14 protein-coding genes and 1 pseudogene are annotated in these 18124 nt (G+C 64.4%); 8 read left to right on the forward strand and 7 right to left on the reverse strand.

What is annotated here, in order from left to right:
- Positions 1-255: 255 nt before the first annotated feature.
- Positions 256-1155: a DMT family transporter gene (locus AB7F49_RS26410; protein WP_428527951.1), complete on the reverse strand. Its 900-nt coding sequence runs from the start codon at positions 1153-1155 to the stop codon at positions 256-258.
- Positions 1156-1342: 187 nt separating this feature from the next.
- On the opposite strand from AB7F49_RS26410, the gene AB7F49_RS26415 reads away from it, so the two are divergent.
- The 4 genes and pseudogenes from AB7F49_RS26415 to AB7F49_RS26430 form a co-directional block, all read left to right on the forward strand.
- Complete coding sequence (locus AB7F49_RS26415) at positions 1343-2155, forward strand: chromate resistance protein ChrB domain-containing protein (protein WP_428527953.1); 813 nt, start codon at positions 1343-1345, stop codon at positions 2153-2155.
- A 1-nt stretch (position 2156) separates the two neighbouring features.
- A complete protein-coding gene (gene chrA, locus AB7F49_RS26420; protein WP_428527955.1) occupies positions 2157-3488 on the forward strand; it encodes a chromate efflux transporter in 1332 nt (443 codons plus the stop codon).
- Between the two features lie 609 nt (positions 3489-4097).
- Positions 4098-4631, forward strand: a complete 534-nt coding sequence (locus AB7F49_RS26425; protein ID WP_428527957.1) for an REP-associated tyrosine transposase — start codon at positions 4098-4100, stop codon at positions 4629-4631.
- A gap of 35 nt (positions 4632-4666) precedes the next feature.
- A pseudogene (locus AB7F49_RS26430) lies at positions 4667-4813 on the forward strand (REP-associated tyrosine transposase); the annotation flags it as partial.
- A gap of 33 nt (positions 4814-4846) precedes the next feature.
- Here the strand turns inward: AB7F49_RS26430 and AB7F49_RS26435 are convergent.
- From AB7F49_RS26435 to AB7F49_RS26450, 4 genes are all read right to left on the reverse strand, one after another.
- Positions 4847-5674, reverse strand: a complete 828-nt coding sequence (locus tag AB7F49_RS26435) for an ABC transporter permease (protein ID WP_428527959.1) — start codon at positions 5672-5674, stop codon at positions 4847-4849.
- Positions 5671-6474, reverse strand: coding sequence for an ABC transporter ATP-binding protein (locus tag AB7F49_RS26440; RefSeq protein WP_428527961.1), 804 nt, complete (start codon positions 6472-6474; stop codon positions 5671-5673). The genes AB7F49_RS26435 and AB7F49_RS26440 overlap by 4 nt, the downstream gene beginning before the upstream one ends.
- Positions 6475-6614: 140 nt before the next feature.
- The gene (locus AB7F49_RS26445; RefSeq protein WP_428527994.1) at positions 6615-7595 is read right to left on the reverse strand and encodes an ABC transporter substrate-binding protein; all 981 of its coding nucleotides are present in this window, start codon (positions 7593-7595) and stop codon (positions 6615-6617) included.
- 206 nt (positions 7596-7801) lie between these two features.
- The gene (locus AB7F49_RS26450; protein ID WP_428527963.1) at positions 7802-9223 is read right to left on the reverse strand and encodes an MFS transporter; all 1422 of its coding nucleotides are present in this window, start codon (positions 9221-9223) and stop codon (positions 7802-7804) included.
- A 122-nt stretch (positions 9224-9345) separates the two neighbouring features.
- Here AB7F49_RS26450 and AB7F49_RS26455 point away from each other — a divergent pair, with 122 nt between their 5' ends.
- Positions 9346-10989 (forward strand): sensor histidine kinase, encoded by a 1644-nt coding sequence (locus tag AB7F49_RS26455; RefSeq protein ID WP_428527965.1) that lies wholly within the window; start codon positions 9346-9348, stop codon positions 10987-10989.
- Positions 10990-11019: 30 nt separating this feature from the next.
- Here the strand turns inward: AB7F49_RS26455 and AB7F49_RS26460 are convergent, their stop codons facing one another.
- Together AB7F49_RS26460 and AB7F49_RS26465 are read right to left on the reverse strand one after the other, a co-directional pair.
- On the reverse strand, positions 11020-11538 hold the full coding sequence (locus AB7F49_RS26460; protein ID WP_428527966.1) for a GNAT family N-acetyltransferase: 519 nt from the start codon (positions 11536-11538) through the stop codon (positions 11020-11022).
- On the reverse strand, positions 11538-11855 hold the full coding sequence (locus AB7F49_RS26465) for a DUF1778 domain-containing protein (protein ID WP_428527968.1): 318 nt from the start codon (positions 11853-11855) through the stop codon (positions 11538-11540). Before AB7F49_RS26465 ends, AB7F49_RS26460 begins: the two co-directional genes overlap by 1 nt.
- Before the next feature lie 177 nt (positions 11856-12032).
- Between AB7F49_RS26465 and AB7F49_RS26470 the strand changes: the two genes are divergently transcribed.
- Genes AB7F49_RS26470 through AB7F49_RS26480 form a run of 3 tightly spaced genes read left to right on the forward strand, consistent with a single transcriptional unit; the run spans position 12033 to position 18061 of the window.
- On the forward strand, positions 12033-12815 hold the full coding sequence (locus tag AB7F49_RS26470; RefSeq protein ID WP_428527970.1) for an ImuA family protein: 783 nt from the start codon (positions 12033-12035) through the stop codon (positions 12813-12815).
- On the forward strand, positions 12733-14427 hold the full coding sequence (locus tag AB7F49_RS26475) for a Y-family DNA polymerase (RefSeq protein WP_428527972.1): 1695 nt from the start codon (positions 12733-12735) through the stop codon (positions 14425-14427). Before AB7F49_RS26470 ends, AB7F49_RS26475 begins: the two co-directional genes overlap by 83 nt.
- Positions 14428-14440: 13 nt before the next feature.
- Positions 14441-18061, forward strand: coding sequence for an error-prone DNA polymerase (locus tag AB7F49_RS26480; RefSeq protein WP_428527974.1), 3621 nt, complete (start codon positions 14441-14443; stop codon positions 18059-18061).
- The last annotated feature ends 63 nt before the right edge of the window (positions 18062-18124 follow it).

The raw sequence follows: 18124 nt of genomic DNA on the forward strand, positions 1-18124 counted from the left end.
GAAAGATGGCTCGTGCCCTTCACCAGATTCTGCAGAAACAGGTCGAAGGCGCGCTGCTCCGCGTCCCGCAGCAGCACCTGCAGACGGTACAATTCCAGCCGCGTATCCTCGCCGATGTCGTCGTTCAGGCCGGTTTTTGACTCTTTGGCTTTGTCCAGCATCGATGTCTCTGGTTGTTCCCTCGCGCGGCCGGACCTTAGCAGGGAGCCAAGGCAGGGAAAAACGGCAAAAAGCGGCAAATGCCCAGGTGGCGCCTCACGCGATCCCGCGCACCCTTTCACGATGCAGAAGGTACAGCCCCGATGCGACCACGATTGCGGCGCCCGCCAGCGTCCAGTGGTTGGGAACATCGCCGAATACAAAAAAGCCGAAGCCGCTCGCCCACACGAGCTGGGTATACATGAACGGCGCCAGCACCGAGGCCGGCGCCAGCCGGTGGGCGATGATCAGGAGATAATGCCCGAAACTGCCGAAAGCGCCGAATGCCACCATCAGGAAAATGATGAAGGGATCGTCCGGCGTCGTCCACACGAATGGCAGCACCGGCAGCATCGCGACCGCGCCGACGAGATTGGAGTAGAACAGCGTCGTATCGGTCGTGTCGCTTCGCGACAGCACGCGTGTTGCGACGATATAGAGCGAGTAGAAGATCGCACTCGCCACGGAGTAGAGCGCGGCCCAGTGGACGCCGCCGATCCCCGGCCGCGTGACCAGCAGCACCCCGGCAAAGCCGACCATGATCGCCACCCAGCGCCGCCAGCCGATCCATTCGCCGAGAATGGGCCCTGCCAGGATCGCGACCATGAAGGGCGTCGAAAACAGGATCGCGAGCGCCTGATCGAGTTGCAGATAGCGAAAGGCGAGGAAGTTCGTAATGGTCGATCCGAGCAGCATGGCCGAGCGCACGAGCTGCAGCACCGGCCGCGTGGTCCGCATCAACCCCGGCCGCGACACCGGATTGAAAATCAACAGGGTCAGGATGAACGCGCCGGTATAGCGCGCCCAGACCACCTGCAGCGTGTCCATGTAGCCGTTGAGATATTTGGCGGTCGCATCCAGGCAGGCGAAGCAGAGCACCGCGCCGCACATCAGGCCGATGCCGGTCAGCCGCGCGCGCATCTGTTCGGATTCGGTGGATTGCGGACCTGATGTCATCCTTCTCTGTACCCAAGTTGGGCGGTGGGAGCGAGGCGCCGGATGGAATGGCTATGCGCAGGCATTGCAAGTCTCCAGATCCCGACCTACTCTGACCGTCGCGGGGCCTGCGACGGTCGCCCCGCCTTTCCGAAGGCTCGCAAGGCCCAAGCACCGTCTCCTTCCTTGATGGAGGAGGCGTTGGCTTATGCATTTCTCAATCACCCCTGAAAGTCTGTGGCGAAAGATCGGGACGTCCCTCGCGCCACACATCGTCGACGTCCGCAAGCCCGAAGCCGTCGCCGCGTCGAACGGATTGCTGCCCGGTGCGATCCTGCGCGATCCGCACGATGCCGCGTCGTGGAACTTCGATCAAAATCCCGGAACAATTGTCGTCGCCTGCGTGCATGGTCATCAGCGTAGCCAGATGGCTGCGGCACAGTTGCGGTCGCGTGGCGTCGATGCCCGTATTCTCGAGGGCGGCACCGACGCATGGCGTTCAGCCGGGCTTCCGCTGGTGGATTGCGGCGCGGTCCGGCGCTTTGCTCCGAACCCGCCGAGCCTCTGGGTGACGCGACGGCGGCCGAAGATCGATCGCATCGCCTGCCCGTGGCTGATCCGGCGCTTCATCGATCCGCAGGCTCGCTTTCTGTTTGTCGATCCACCGCAGGTCGCGGCGGTCGCTCGCGAGACCGGCGCCATACCGTTCGATATTGAGGGCGTGGAACTGTCACATGAGGGCGAGCGCTGCTCGTTCGACACCATTCTCAATCTCTTCGGTCTGGAAAACCAGCCTTCGCTCGCACGCCTCGCCCTCATCGTGCGCGGCGCCGATACCGCGCGTCCCGATCTCGCGCCGGAAGCGGCCGGGCTGCATTCGGTGTCGCTCGGTCTGTCCGAACTGGCCGGCGACGACGATCATGGCCTGCTTCAGAGCGGGTTTGCAATTTACGACGCACTGTTTGCGTGGTTACGCTTCGCGTCATCCGAGCGTCACAACTGGCCCGCAAAAGCCGCCTGACATGACAAGTATAGAACAAGCAGCTCCTGCGAGCGCGGCACCCAGCTTTCCCGAATTCCTGCGCACCTATTTCAAGATCGGCTGCCTCGGCTTCGGCGGACCCGCCGGCCAGATCGCACTGATGCACCGCGTTCTGGTCGACGAGAAGAAGTGGATCGAGGAACAGCGATTCCTGCATGCGCTCAATTTCTGCATGCTGCTGCCGGGTCCGGAGGCCCAGCAGCTCGCGACCTATACCGGCTGGCTGATGCACGGGGTGCGCGGCGGGATCGCCGCCGGCATCCTGTTCGTGCTGCCGGGCGCTTTCGTGATGCTGGCGCTGAGCCTGATCTATGCGCTCGGTCAGGGCGTCCCGCTGATCGAGGGCGCCTTGTTCGGCATCAAGGCTGCGGTGCTGGTGATCGTGGTCGAGGCGCTGCTCCGGATCGGCAAGCGGGCGCTCAAGACCAATGTGCTGATCGCGATCGCCGCGGCAGCCTTTATCGGCATCTTCTTTCTGGCGCTGCCGTTTCCGCTGATCGTGATCGGCGCCGGCCTGATCGGCTATCTGGTGGCGCGCCGGGCGCCGCATCTGCTCGCGATCAAGACCGATGGCACCTATCCGCCGCCCGTGCCCGGCCGCTGGAAACAGGCGGCGACCGCGATCGGGATCGGGCTTGCCGCCTGGTGGGCGCCGGTCGCACTTGCCGCCCTGCTGCTTGGAGCGGACCATGTGCTGGTCAGCGTCGGCACCTTCTTCTCGAAGCTCGCAACCGTGAGCTTCGGCGGCGCCTATGCGCTGCTCGCCTACATGGCGCAGCAGGCGGTGGAGGCGAAAGGCTGGCTGACTGCGGCTGAAATGGTGGACGGTCTCGGCCTCGCCGAGACCACACCCGGCCCGCTGATCCTGGTGACGCAGTTCGTCGGCTTCCTCGCCGGCTATCGCGATGCGGCGCCGTTCTCAGCCGTAACCGCCGGCGTGATCGCGGCTGCGATGACCACCTGGGTGACGTTCTCGGCATCTATGCTCTGGATCTTCGCCGGCGCACCCTTCGTCGAGCAATTGCGCAGTAACCGCATGCTGACCGGCGCGCTGGCGGCGATCACCGCAGCCGTGGTCGGCGTGATCCTCAATCTGACGGTCTGGTTCGCACTGCATGTGCTGTTCGGAAATGTCACCGAGCAACGCACCGGCATTTTCCGCTGGTATGCGTTCGATCCGCTGGCGCTCGACCTGAAGACGGCGGCGCTCGCGGTCATCGCCGCGCTGCTGGCGTTCCGCTTCCATCGCGGACTGGTGGAGATCGTGGCGATCATGGCGGCACTGGGGATCGCGGTGCGGATGGTGTCTTGAGTTTTGCGACAGTCGCCCCCGCGAAAGCGGGGGTCCCATAACCACCGCTCTGGAATATGGGTCCCCGCGTTTTGATTGAAGACGCGCTTCGCGCTTTTGCGCGGGGACGACAAACAGACAACGCTCCGCCGTCCCTGTTCTTTAGCCGGCGCGGGCGCGCCCGTATTCCTCATCGCATTCCATCCCCCGGGCAAACCCAAGGGCGCGCGGAACGCCGGGCTTCCGGGAAGCCCGCAGCCTCGTGTGGGAAAAGAGAGTATCCACACGAGCAGAGTCACCACGGACCGCCGGTCGCCCGGCGTTCCGCGCGCGGTGTTTGAAGGTCTGCTCCATCGTCCCCGGTGGACGTTCCTCCACCGAAACGCCGGCAGCTAGCACGGCGGGACGCGGCTTGAACCTGCCGCTGAAGGACGCGCGTCTTGCGCCCCGCAACAGCCACCGCATCCCGCCCCGCGTCTCATGACGCTGATCAGACGCCCCTTGGACGAGGCGGGATGCGGTGGATTAGATCAGGGGAAGATGGCGGAAATAAGGATTTTATTCCTCAACCGCATCTTTCGGTTCAAATGGCGTAGGATGGGTTGAGCGCAGCGAAACCCATCACTTGCAATGACCGCATATCGGCGCAATTTCGCTTCTGGCGGCAGTTGTTTCTTCACGGCGAACTTGGCCGACCGTCGCGCCCGGCTTTTGACCGATCACATCGGCTTGCTCCGCTCGGCATTTCGCGACACTCGGGCAAGACATCCATTCACGATCGATGCAATCGTTATATTGCCAGACCACCTGCATGCGATCTGGACGTTACCTGAATCCGATCGAAACTTCGCGACGCGATGGCGCTTGATCAAATCGACGTTTTCGCGTGCGCTGCCGAAGACGGAAACAATATCGGCAAGCCGGGCCAGCAAGGCCGAACGCGGGATATGGCAACGGCGATATTGGGAGCATACCTTGCGGGACGAGCGCGACTTCGAGCGGCACGTCAATTATATCCACATCAATCCTGTAAAGCATGGTCACGTCAGCCGAGTCTGCGACTGGCCTTTCTCGTCATTCCATCACATGGTCCGGCTGGGTGTTTATCCCGACGACTGGGCCGGCGATTTTGCGGCTGAAGAATCTGGATTTGGGGAAAGGTGATGGGTTTCGCTGCGCTCAACCCATCCTACAGGATCCACATCAATCCCGTGAAGCATGGCCACGTCAGCCGGGTCTGTGATTGGCCCTTCTCGTCATTCCATCGCATGGTCCGGCTGGGCGTTTATCCCGACGACTGGGCCGGCGATTTTGCGGCTGAAGAATCTGGATTTGGGGAAAGGTGATGGGTTTCGCTGCGCTCAACCCATCCTACAGGATCACCCCTCCCCCACAGCGCTCTCGTGCCAGCGCCGCAAAACCAGATGCGAGATCAGCGACAGCACGGCAAAGATCACGACGCCCGCCACCGACAGCAAAATCAGGGCCGCGAACATGCGCGGGATGTTGAGCCGGTAGCCCGACTCCGCGATGCGATAGGCGAGCCCCGAGCCCGCGCCCGCCGAACCAGCCGCGATCTCCGCAACCACCGCGCCGATCAGCGACAGCCCGCCCGCGATCTTCAGGCCGCCCAGCATACAGGGCAGAGCCGCCGGCAGTTTAAGGTCGCGCAGCACCTGCCACCCGCTGGCGCCGTAGAGCCGGAACAACTCGGCGAGATTTCGGTCGACGGAATTGAGCCCGAGCGTGGTGTTGGCCAGCACCGGAAAGAACGCCACGATCCACGCACAGGCCAGCACCGCCGCCTGCTGCGGCAGATAGATCAGCAAGAGCGGCGCGATCGCGATCACCGGCGTGACCTGCAGGATCACGGCATAGGGATAGAACGAATATTCGACGACGCGCGACTTGTTGAACGCGATCGCCAGCGCCACGCCGCCGGCGAAAGCCAGCAGCAGCGCCTGCAAGGTCACGCTCAGCGTCACCAGCAGCGACGACCACAAGAGCGACCAGTCCGATATCAGCGTGCGGAATACCAGCCCCGGCGATGGCAGCACGTAAGGCTGGATGTCGTTGATCCGCACCACGAGGTCCCAGACCAGAATGCCGACGGCAAGTGCCGCGAACGGCAGCACGCCGCGCATCACGCGCTCGCGGCGGGTGCGTTCCTGCGCCTCCTCGGCGCGCGTGGCGGGACGCGTGCTCATGCCGCGTTCCCTTGCGCCGAATCGTCCCGAGCCGGATCGTCCTGCGCCATTGCCTCGACCAGCGCCTCCGACACGGTGCGGCACAAAGCGGCATATTCCGGCGAGGTGCGGAACGCCTCGGTGCGCGGATAGGGCGCGTCCACCGCGATTTCGGCATGCACGCGGCCGGGCCGCTGCGTCATCACCACGATGCGGCTCGACAGGTAGACCGACTCGAACACCGAATGGGTGACGAAGATCGCGGTCTGGCGCATCGCGGCCCACAGCGTCAGCAGATCGTTGTTGAGGCGGAAGCGGGTGATTTCGTCGAGCGCGGCGAACGGCTCGTCCATCAGCAGGAGCTTCGGGTTGGTCACCAGCGCGCGGGCGATGGAGACCCGCATCTTCATGCCGCCCGATAATTCGCGCGGATACGCATCCGCGAAGGACGCGAGCCCGACACGCGCCAGCGCCTCGGTGATGCGCGGCATGGCTTCGGTGCGGCCGATGCCGGCGAGTTTCAGCGGCAGATAGACGTTGCCCGCGACACTGGCCCAGGGCATCAGCGTCGGCTCCTGGAACACGAAGCCGACGTCTCCCTTGGCGCCATCGGGCGCCTTGCCGCCGTGCCACATTACGTCGCCTGTGCTGGGCTCGATCAGTCCGGCAAGAATGCGCAACGCCGTCGACTTGCCGCAGCCGGACGGCCCGAGCAGCGAGACGAATTCATGCTCGCGGACCGAGAACGTGGCATCGCGCAAGGCGGTGACGCCATTCGGAAAGGTCTTTCCGACAGCGTGGAGGGAGACGAGCTCAGTCATGGGTCAAGGTCGTAGCCCGCATTCTGTTTCTTCACCTCTCCCCGTATGCGGGGAGAGGTTAAGACAGAGCTGAGACGGGGAGAGGGAAGAAAGCCCGGTCACCGCCGCGATCACTCCGGACATGATCGCTTCGGGCCCGTTCACTTCGGCCGGATATCGTTGCCGACGCCCTTGTTCACGAATTGCAGGGTGTAGGCCTTCCTGTAATCGAGGTCGCCCTTCACCACGCCCGCGCGCGCCATCTTGTCGAAGAAATCCTTGATCCGCGCATCCGTCATCGCGCCGATGCCGAGCCTGATCGAGTCGCCCGAGTCGACGATGCCGTATTGCTTCATCTTGTCGATGGAATAGGCGAGCAATGCCTCCGTCATCTCCGGATTGTGCTTCCTGATCAGCGCATTCGCAGCCTTGTTGTCGCCGTACAGATAATTGGCCCAGCCGATCGCGGACGCATCGACGAATCGCTGCACCAGATCGGGCCTCTTCTCGACCAGGTCGCGCCGCGTTTCGATCAGCGTCGAATAGGTCGAGAAGCCCTGATCGGCGAGCAGGAAGATCACCGGCTTGAATTTCCCTTGCGTTTCGACGGCGTAAGGCTCCGACGTGACATAGCCCTGCATCGCCATTTTCTTGTCGGCGAGGAACGGCTGCGGATTGAAGGTGTAGGGCCGCACCTGCGCGTCGGTGAATCCGTAATCCTTCTTCAGCCATTGATAATAGCCGGCCATGCCCTCCTTCGAGACCAGGATCGTGAGCTTCTTCAGGTCCTCGAACCTGTCGATGCCCTGGCCCGGATGCGCCATCAGCACCTGCGGGTCTTTCTGGAAACTCGCGGCGACGGCGACGGTCGGAATGTTCTGCGCGACGGCGTCAAAGGCCTGCAGCAGATTGGCGCTCATGTAGAAGTCGATCTTGCCGACCGGCAGCAGGATGCGGTTGTTGGCATTCGGTCCGCCGGGCAGGATCGTCACGTCGAGCCCGTACTTCCTGTAGGTACCGTCGGCAAGCGCCTGGTAATAGCCGCCATGCTCGGCCTGCGCGACCCAGTTGGTTCCGAACGTGACCTTGTCGAGCGGCTGCGCGGCGGCCGTCCCCGCCTGCAACAGCAGCGCGAGCGACATCGCGCACCAAAGGATGATCCGCATCGTCTGTTTCCCTGCTTCGCCCGGCGCGAGACCATAGGCGAGGAGGCGGATTTTGCCCAGCACTCAGTCATTCCGGGGCGCGAACGTAGTGAGCGAACCCGGAATCCAGGACTGCAAGTTCGGTGCTTGTGGCTCTGGATTCCGGGTCCGCGCTTCGCGCGTCCCGGAATGACGAACGAAATTCAATCCGCGCTCGCCAGCGGGCGCGCGACCGCTTCCAGCGGCTTGCGTTCGGCCGCGACGCCATACCGCAGCGCGATGATCGCGGCCGCAATCATCAGCACGGCGGCGAACAGATAGCCGGCGAACACGGTCGGGCGCGAACCCGATTCGATCAGCAGCCCAAACACCAGCGGGCCGGCGACGCCGCCAATTCCGGTACCGACCGCGTAGAAGATCGCGATCGCGAGCGCACGGATTTCCAGCGGGAAGGTTTCGCTCACCGTCAGATAGGCCGAGCTCGCGGCGGCCGAGGCAAAGAAGAAGATCACCATCCAGCACAGGGTCTGCGTGGTCGCGGTGAGCATTCCTTCCATGAACATCCAGCCGGTCAGTGCCAGCAGCAGCCCCGACATCAGGTAGGTGAAGAAGATCATCGGCCGCCGCCCGATGGTATCGAACAGGCGCCCGAGAAAGACCGGGCCGAGGAAGTTTCCGGCTGCGAAGGGCAGAATGTACCAGCCGACCTGATTGGCGGCGATGCCGAAGAAATCGGTCAGCACCAGCGCATAGGTGAAGAAGATCGCATTGTAGAAGAATGCCTGCGCCGCCATCAGCGCAAGACCGACCCATGCGCGGTTGCGATGGATGACGAACAGCGCGCGCGCTGCTTCCAATAGCGGCGTGTGACTGCGCGAGCGCAGCCGCACCCGCGGCAGCGGCTCTGCCGGCCGCGCATAGCCGGGAATCCCGGCTTCGATGCCCGCAACGATGCGCTCGGCCTCCTCGGCGCGGCCATGCGTCATCAGCCAGCGCGGGCTTTCCGGCAGCCACATGCGCATGAAGAAGATGATCACACCGAGCGCGGCGCCGATGAAGAAGGCGAGCCGCCAGCCGATCTCCGGATCGATGAAGGCCGGGTTGAGCAGAATGATGGAACCTGCGGCGCCGATCGCGGCCCCGATCCAGAAGCTGCCGTTGATCACGAGATCGGTCCAGCCCCGCACGCGGGCCGGGATCAGCTCCTGGATGGTGGAGTTGATCGCGGCATATTCGCCGCCGATGCCGGCGCCGGTGAAGAAGCGGCACAGCGCAAAGGTCCACAAATTCCAGGTGAGCGCGGTCGCGCCGGTGGCGATGAGATAGACGGTGAGCGTGATGAAAAACAGTTTTTTGCGGCCCAGCCGGTCGGTCAGCCAGCCGAAGAACAGCGCTCCCAGCACGGCTCCGACGAGATAGGCACTGCCGACGATCCCGATATCGGTATTGGAAAATCTCAGGACCGGGCTTTCCTTCAGCGCCCCGGACAGGGCGCCTGCGAGCGTCACCTCCAGACCATCGAAAATCCAGGTAATGCCCAGCGCCGCCACCACGAGGGTATGGAACCGGCTCCAGGGCAGGCGGTCGAGCCGCGCCGGGATATCCGTTTCGACGATATGGCGCATCCGTTCGCCCCTTTGACCCCGGCCAGGACCCTAACCAATCTTTGTCTGGACGGTTCCGGGAAAATCAAGCTTGCTGCACCCGCCAGAATCGCCCGTCCTTGCCGCCGGGGCCAATTGATCCCATGCGATTGCGTGAAAGCCTGAATTTGCCGCAGCGGACGATATCGCAGGCCCTGCTGATCCTTCTGACCGTGGGGGGCGTGCTGCTGTCGATCTATGCCGCGCGCGAGGAGTCGCAGCAATACCGTGCCCTGGAGCGGCTTCGGATCGGGGAAATCGTGGATCTGCATTTCGCGGCGGTGAGCGAGCATCTGCTGGAACGCGCCAATCTTGCGAAGACGGTGTCGCGCTTCTTCATACCGCCGCCGCTGACGGCGCCGTCGCCGCTCGGGACGTTCGGGGCGCGGGCGCTTGGGCTCGCGCCCGACCTCGCCACCATCGGGTGGCTCCCGCAGGTGGACGCCGCGGATGCGGAACAGGTGCTGCAATCGCTGCGCGCTTCCGACGCACCGAACCCGACATTGCGCAGCGCCGACGGACTGCCGATCGACCCGTCGAAACTCGACCGCCCGATGTTTCCGGTCGTTGACGTCGAGCCGGAGCACAACCGGTTCGTGATGGGGGTCGATGCCGGCTCCTTCCCCGGGCGGCTTGCGGCGATCCTGAATGCCAGGCGAACCCATGAGGTGACCCGCACGCGGCCATTGCGGCTGGTGCAAGCGCCGGCTTCGAACGCGCTCCTGCTCTATGCGCCGATTTTCGATACGCGCGACCGCTTTCTTGGCGTGATGGGCTTCGGCTTCAAGGTCGAAGAACTGTTTCAGACGGCACTTGCAAATGCGAAAGGCCCGGACGGCACCGCGATCAGCGTCTATTCGCACGGATCGGAGGAGCCGCTTTTCAGGCTGGCGTCCGGCATCGAGGCGCAGCGCCCTACGCTGTTCGAACGGAAAATGGATTTCGGCCAGGGCGAGCTGAAATTCGTCTATGCGGTGCCGCGCGATCTGCAGCGCGAAGGGTTCCGGCGCGGTCTGTGGATGGCGGGTGCCGGCATCGCAGTGACGCTCGCCGCCGTTCTGTTTTTCGGATTCATCGCCAATCGCGCCGCCGTGCTTTCGGACGAGGTGGCATCCCGCAAATCCGCCGAGGATCGGCTGAAAGTGCTGATCCACGAACTCAATCACCGGGTACGCAACGTGATGGCGGTGGCGCAGGCGGTGGTGCGGCTGAGCTTCACGCCGGGTCTCAGTCTCACCGAAATCCAGAGGACCTGCGAAGGCCGGCTGCAGGCGCTGGCCAAGGCGATGTCCATCCTCACCGCGAGCGACTGGAAGAGCGTCAGCCTGCGCAGCCTGGTCTCCGAGGATATCCTGCCGTTTGCGGGTCGCATCGAGATGGAGGGGCCGGATATCGCGTTGCGCGCCCGTTCGGCGCAGACTTTCGCGCTGCTGTTCTATGAACTCGCGACCAACGCCGCCAAGCACGGGGCGCTGTCGGTGCCCGAGGGCCGCGTGACGCTGCAATGGCGGATCGACAATCTGGGGAGCGATCCGGTTTTCCATCTGCACTGGAAGGAAAGCGGCGGCCCGGTGGTCGAGGCGCCGGTCCGCAGAGGCTTCGGCGAATTGCTGGTCCGCCGCATCGCGCCGCGCGACATGGGCGGCAAGAGCGAGGTTCGCTATGAGCCGGCCGGCTTCGAATACGAACTGGAAGCCCCGCTGCGGGAACTCATCGATACCAAATCGGCGTCGAAGACGGCGGCGTGAGTGGTGGGGAGTCAGGCAAGACAATCTGCTTCAATCGCCCAAACTGTCGACGATGGTTTCAATGGGTAGGTAGAAAGTCCGGGAGCCGAGCGGGCTTTCGATAAACTCGTTCTTTTTCCAAAACCGGGCGGCGTTGTCGTCAATCGCATGGACGAGCACACAGCGGATACCGATAGTCCGGGACGCTACGACGATTTTGCTGAGCGCATCCTGAAGCATATCGAGCCCCAGGCCTGACCCCTCGTAGGTCAGGTCTCTTGCGAGTCGGCCGATGACGGCTACGGGGATCGGGTTGGGAAGGCCGTGCTCTTTCAGAGCCTTTGGAAGCTCCGCCCGTTCGACGGAACCGGAGAGAATACAATAATAGCCGACAACTCTGTTGCCCTCGCAAACAACGTAGGTGCGGGCCGTTTTGCCTTGCGCCTTCAGGGCACGTAATTTTAGCCAATCGTTCAATGCGGCATTGCCACTATCGAAGCTGCCGCAGTCATGTGATTCATCCAAAAGAGCGGGAGGCTTGACCTCTCCGCGCTTCGTCGTGCGTCCCATTATTTCTGCCAAAGCGGCTTGCGATTCATCAGTGCCCTTAACTTTGCGGCTGCCGGGGGAGGAGCATCCAGCGCTTGTATGAATGCGTCATGCCTCTCTGCATCAAGGACGAACAGCCTTTGATCCAGCAGGACATCAGTTGCGTGCTGACGCGCGCTGTCGAGGACGAATTCACTCAGCGTCTTACCCACCGCGACAGCGGCAGTTTCCAAAAGCTGCTTCGTTTGCTGAGGCGCTCTGATGTGGATGTTGGTCTCGCTTCGCACGCGCCCCGGCTTGGGCTTCGAGCGCTCTGCGGCGTCTGCTGCACGTTCCATAATTAAACCCCGCCTACAGTCTTAAGGCTCCAACATTTAGATTTGTGTTGACAATGTCAACACTTTCTAGTCGATCAGCTTCATATTTTCTCCTTGCCAAGCGGGCCGAAGCCCGGAATCAATAAGAACAAATAGAGAACATATCGCTTATCCCGAGAGGCCCCATTGGAGCAGCTCATGGCCGGTGCGCAAGCCCCGGATGCGCTCGCGCGCCTCCGCCGGAGCATGGACAATATCCAGCATTATCAATCCGATAATGCGCCGCTTCCGCTCGGGCTGAGGCGGGCGGATGCGATGCTGGGTGGCGGGCTTGTCCGGAGCGCCCTGCACGAGATTACCCCCGCAGCACCCATGCATCTTGGTGCAGCGACCGGTTTTGCGCTGGCGCTGGCGGCCCTTTCAGACAGGGCCGCCGGCAAGGCCGGGACCGGCGGCCGGGAGACGCTCCTGATCCAGACCGATATGGCGCGCTTCGAATCCGGCGCGCCTTACGGCATCGGCCTCGATCTGTTCGGGCTGCCGGCGCGGCGGCTGCTGGTGCTGCGGGCGCGGCGCCCGATCGATGCGCTGTTCGCGATGGAGGAGGCGCTCAAATGTCGCGGCCTCGCCAGCGTGATCGCCGAATTGCCGGACGATGCCGCCGACCTGATCGCCACGCGGAGGCTGTCGCTTGCCGCCCGCGCGCATGACGGGATCGGGCTGCTTCTCCGGCACCGCTCCACGTCGGTGCCGAGCGCCGCGACGACGCGCTGGGAGGTCGCGGCAAGCCTGGGTGTGCGCGACGCTTATGGCGGCATCGGCATGACGGCGTTTCAGCTCTCTCTGGTGAAAAACCGGCGCGGTCCCTGCGGCCGGTTTCGTGTTGCGTGGAGTCATCATGAGCATGCATTCGTCGAGGCGGATCCTGTCGCTGTGGCTGCGCCGTCTGCCGACCGACCGGCTGTTGCGGCGATCGCCTGAACTGACCGGCCGGCCGCTTGCCGTGGTCGCAACGATACGGTCGGCGCGACAGATCATGGCCCTGAATGACGAGGCCGCGCGGCTCGGCCTGCGCGCCGGCATGGCGCTCGCCGATGCACGCGCGATGTATCCGCAGCTTGCGGCGATCGACGCCGATGACGCAGCCGATGCCACGACCCTCGAAGCCATCGCCGACTGGTGCGACCGCTATACGCCGCTGATCGGGCTCGATCCGCCGGACGGCCTGTTGCTCGACATCAGCGGCTGCGCGCATCTGTTCGGCGGCGAACAGGCGCTGCATCGCGATCTGATCCGCAGGCTGGCGGCGCAGGGATTTCATGCGCGTGCGGCGATTGCCGACACACCGGGATGTGCGTGGGCTATTGCGCGTTATGGTGCCTCGACCTCTGTCGACAGACTAACCACAAACTCCGCTCATTCCCGCGAAAGCGGGAATCCAGACTCTTACAGAGACGCCTTGTTTTACGATTCTGGGTCCCCGCCTTCGCGGGGACGAGCGGAGGAGAGAGATGCGCGACGTATCGTCTCCACATTGCACTCTCTCCCCCTCGCAGCGCTCCACATCGATCCGAAGATCGCCACACCGCTTGCGCAGAGCGGCCTGAAGACCATCGGCGACGTCATCGACCTGCCGCGCGCGCCGCTCGCCGCCCGCTTCGGGGAAGCCTTCGTGCGCCGGATCGACCAGGCGCTCGGTCGCGAGGATGAGCCGATCGCGCCGCGCCTGCCTTTGCCGTCCTTTCTCGCCGAGCAGCTTTTCGCCGAACCGATCGGCCGCGAGGACGATGTGCTGGACACCATCTTTCACCTTGCGCAGGAACTTGGCCGCGCCATGGAACGGCACGGCAAGGGTGCGCGCCGTCTGCAGACCGCGTTGTTCCGCGCCGACGGCAAGGTGGCGCGCATCGACATCGGCACATCGGAGCCGTTGCGCGATCCGGCCCGCATCCGGCGGCTGTTTCTCGACCGTCTCGCAGTGATCGGCGACGAGGCCGATCCCGGCTTCGGCTTCGACATGATCCGTCTCTCCGCTCTATCGGTGGAGGACTTCGATGCCGTGCAGATCGGACTTGTACAGACCGGATTTGGCGGCGCTGATCCCGCGCGCGAGACCGCGCATCTGGTCGACCGGCTGATCGCGCGCTTCGGCGCCGACCGGGTGCAGCGGCTGGTGCCGCAGGACACCCATATCCCGGAATTCGCCAGCCTCGCGGTGCCGGCACATCTGCGGCAACAGACTCAAACCGTGCCGCATGACTTCACGCCGGAACATCTGGCACAGGACAGCCGGATTCCGCCGCGGCCGATCCGGCTGTTCGAACGGCCCGAACCGATCGAGGCCAATGCGCAGGTGCCGGACGGCCCGCCGGTGCAGTTCAAATGGCGGCGCGTCACCCATGACGTCGCCCATGCCGAAGGCCCGGAGCGGATCGCGATGCAATGGTGGCGCGATGAGCAGGGCCGCGCGCTCGCCCGCGATTACTTCCGGATCGAAACGCGGCAGGGGGCACGCGTCTGGCTCTATCGCGAGGGCATCTACGCCGCCGGAGAGGCTCTGCCGCGCTGGTTCCTGCACGGGATTTTCGCATGAGCGGGGGTTTCGCATGAGCGATGTGCTCGACTTTCCCGCGCGTCCGAACGACCCGTCGAGGAGTGGTGAACAGCACGTCGCGCCGCCCGCCTACGCCGAGTTGGCCGTCACCACCAATTTCTCCTTCCTGCGCGCTGCCTCGCATCCGGAAGACATGGTCGAGCAGGCGGTGCTGCTCGGCCATACCGGCATCGGCATCGCCGACCGCAATTCGGTCGCGGGCGTGGTGCGCGCGCATGTGATGGCAAAGGAACGCAAGCTGAAGCTCGCGGTCGGCGCGCGGCTCGTCTTCGCCGACGGCACGCCCGACATCCTCGCCTATCCCTCGAACCGTGCCGCCTGGGGCCGGCTGACGCGGCTGCTCTCGCTCGGCAAAAGGCGCGCCGAGAAAGGCGACTGCATCCTCAATCTCCCCGACCTGCTCGACAGGGCGGAAGGGCTCAACCTGATCGTGATGCCGCCGGCGCGCATCGATGCCACGCGGCTGTCGGCGCTGATCGGAAAACTGACGCAGCACGCATCGAAACGGTCGGTCTGGCTGGCGGGAGGCTTTCTCTATCGCGGCGACGACACCCGGCGGCTGCGCAGGCTCGCCCAGATCGCGCAGGATGGCTTCGTTCCGCTGCTCGCGATGAATGATGTGTGCTATCACGCTTCCGAACGCCGCATGCTGCAGGACATCGTCACCTGCATCCGCGAGCACGTCACCATCGACCAGGGCGGGCGGCGGCTTTCGCTCAATGCCGAGCGCCATCTGAAATCGCCACAGGAAATGGCGCGCCTGTTCGCGCCTTATCCCGACGCACTGGCGCAGACGCAAGTTCTCCTCGCGCGCTGCCATTTCTCGCTCGACGAGATGCAGCACGATTATCCGCATGAAGCCCATCACGGCACGCCGCAGCAGCGGCTGATCGCGCTCGCAGAGGAGGGCATGATACGGCGCTTTCCGAACGGCCCCGCGCCGAAAGTGCGCCGCGCGCTCGATCACGAATTGCAGGTGATCGGCGAACTCGGCTATGCGCCATTCTTCCTCACCGTCTACGACATCGTCCGCTTCGCCCGCACGCGGCCCGAGCCGATCCTGTGTCAGGGCCGCGGCTCGGCGGCGAATTCGATCATCTGCTATTGCCTCGGCATCACCGATGTCAGTCCCGACACCGTCGATCTCCTGTTCGAGCGGTTCGTGTCGGCGGAGCGCCGCGAGCCGCCGGACATCGACGTCGATTTCGAGCACGAGCGGCGCGAGGAGGTGATCCAGCACATCTACGAGAAATACGGCCGCGAACATGCCGGCCTCGCCGCTACCGTGATCTGCTATCGCGGCCGCAGCGCGGTGCGCGAGGTCGGCAAGGCGTTCGGGCTGTCGGAGGACACGGTTGCGGCGCTGGCGGCGACGCTGTGGGGCTGGTCGATGGATGGCGTTGCCGAGAAGGAGGTACGCCGCGCCGGCCTCGATCCGTCCGATCCGCGCCTGCGGATGACACTGGCGCTGACGCAGGAATTGCAGGGCTTCCCGCGCCATCTGTCGCAGCATGTCGGCGGCTTCGTCATCACCCGCACGCGGCTCGACGAGGTGGTGCCGGTGGAGAATGCGGCGATGGAGGATCGCACCGTCATCGAATGGGACAAGGACGATCTCGATGCGCTCGGCCTGCTCAAGGTCGACGTGCTGGGGCTCGGCATGCTGAGCTGTCTGCGCCGCGCCTTCAATTTCCTGCGCGTGCATTACGATGTGGCGCGCGACCTTTCGATGCAGGACGAGGACAAGGCCACCTACCGGATGATCCAGCGCGCCGACACCATCGGCGTGTTCCAGATCGAAAGCCGCGCGCAGATGTCGATGCTGCCGCGGCTGAAGCCGCAAGAATTCTACGATCTCGTCATCGAAGTCGCGATCGTGCGGCCCGGCCCGATCCAGGGCAAGATGGTGCATCCCTATCTGCAGCGGCGCGAGGCGCCGCATCTCGTGACCTATCCGTCGCCGGCGCCGCCCTGGCCGGCCGACGAACTCGAACAGGTGCTGGGCAAGACGTTGGGCGTGCCGCTGTTCCAGGAACAGGCGATGCGGATCGCGATCGTCGCGGCGGGCTTCCAGCCTGCGGAAGCCGACCGGCTGCGCCGCGCGATGGCGACGTTCCGCCGCGTCGGCACCATCGGCACGTTCCAGCGAAAGATGATCGAGGGCATGGTGGCGAAGGGCTACGAGCGCGATTTCGCCGAGCGCTGCTTCGAGCAGATCAAGGGCTTCGGCGAATACGGCTTTCCGGAAAGCCACGCCGCGAGTTTCGCCAATCTGGTCTACGCCTCATGCTGGCTGAAATGCCATTACCCGGATGTGTTCGCTGCGGCTTTGCTCAACAGCCAGCCGATGGGCTTCTACGCGCCGGCGCAGATCGTGCGCGACGCGCAGGAACATGGTGTCGACGTGCGCGGCGTCGACATCAATGCATCGGACTGGGACTGCACGCTGGAGGGTTTGGAGCGTGAACCTGTTCAAACGGAGGGCGCTCCGACTCCCCTCCCCCCGCGTAGCGGTGGGGAGGGGTCGGGGGTGGGGGGCCTTTTGGATCAAAATCGGAAAGACACCCCCCACCCGACTCCACGCTTCGCTCGGAGCCACCCTCCCCACCACGCTGACGCGTGGGAGGAGGGAAAGGAAGAACGCGTGCGGCGCGTCTCAAACCTCCATCCCCGCCACGCCTCCATGAAAGACGACATCCGCACCACCCACGCCATCCGCCTCGGCCTGCGCCAGATCAGCGGCCTGTCCGAAGACGATGGCCGCATGCTCGAGGAGAAACGCGGCGCGGGCTACGACTCGATCCGCGATCTGTGGCTGCGCACCGGTTTGCGCCCCTCCGTGCTGGAGACGCTCGCCAATGCCGACGCCTTCCGCTCGCTCGGACTGTCCCGCCGCGATGCGCTCTGGACCATCCGCGCGCTGCACCGCTCCGGCGACAAGGATGACCTGCCGCTATTCGCGCGCGTCTCCATGCCGGAGATGGAGCCCGACGTCGCGCTTCCCTCCATGCTGCCGGGCGAACAGGTCGTCGAGGATTACCGGCATCTGAAGCTGTCGCTGCGCGCACATCCGGTGTCGTTCCTGCGCGCCGATCTCGATGCCCGCTCCATCCTGCGCAACGAGGCGCTGACGCGCACGCCATCGGGCCGCCGCGTCAGCATTGCCGGCATCGTGCTGATCCGGCAGCGGCCAGGCACCGCCAAGGGCGTGATCTTCATGACGCTGGAGGACGAGACCGGAATCGCCAACACCATCGTCTGGCCGAAAGTGTTCGAGACCTTCCGGCCGGTGGTGCTGGGCGCGCGGCTCGTTGGCGTCACCGGCAGGCTGCAGAACGAGAAGGGCGTCATCCATGTGGTCGCCGAGCAGATCGACGATCTCACGCCGCTGCTGGGCCGGCTGTCCGAGCACGGACCGAGCATCGAGTCGCTCGCCCGCTGCGACGAGGTGAAGCGGCCCGATCCCGGCAACCGCTCGGCGAAAAATCTCGCGAAAGGCGCACACCCGCGCCGCGGCGACGCGCTGGTGCGCCTGCTGCGCGAACAGCCGGAACTGGCCGAGGACCTGATCGCCATGCACAAGGTGATGCCGAAGGGCCGGAATTTTCATTGATGTCATTCCCGCAAGCCGCTTCTCTCTCGCTGTCATTCCGGGGCGCGGACGAAGTCCGCGAAC

The organism is Pseudorhodoplanes sp. (assembly GCF_050250235.1).
GTDB lineage: Bacteria > Pseudomonadota > Alphaproteobacteria > Rhizobiales > Xanthobacteraceae > Pseudorhodoplanes.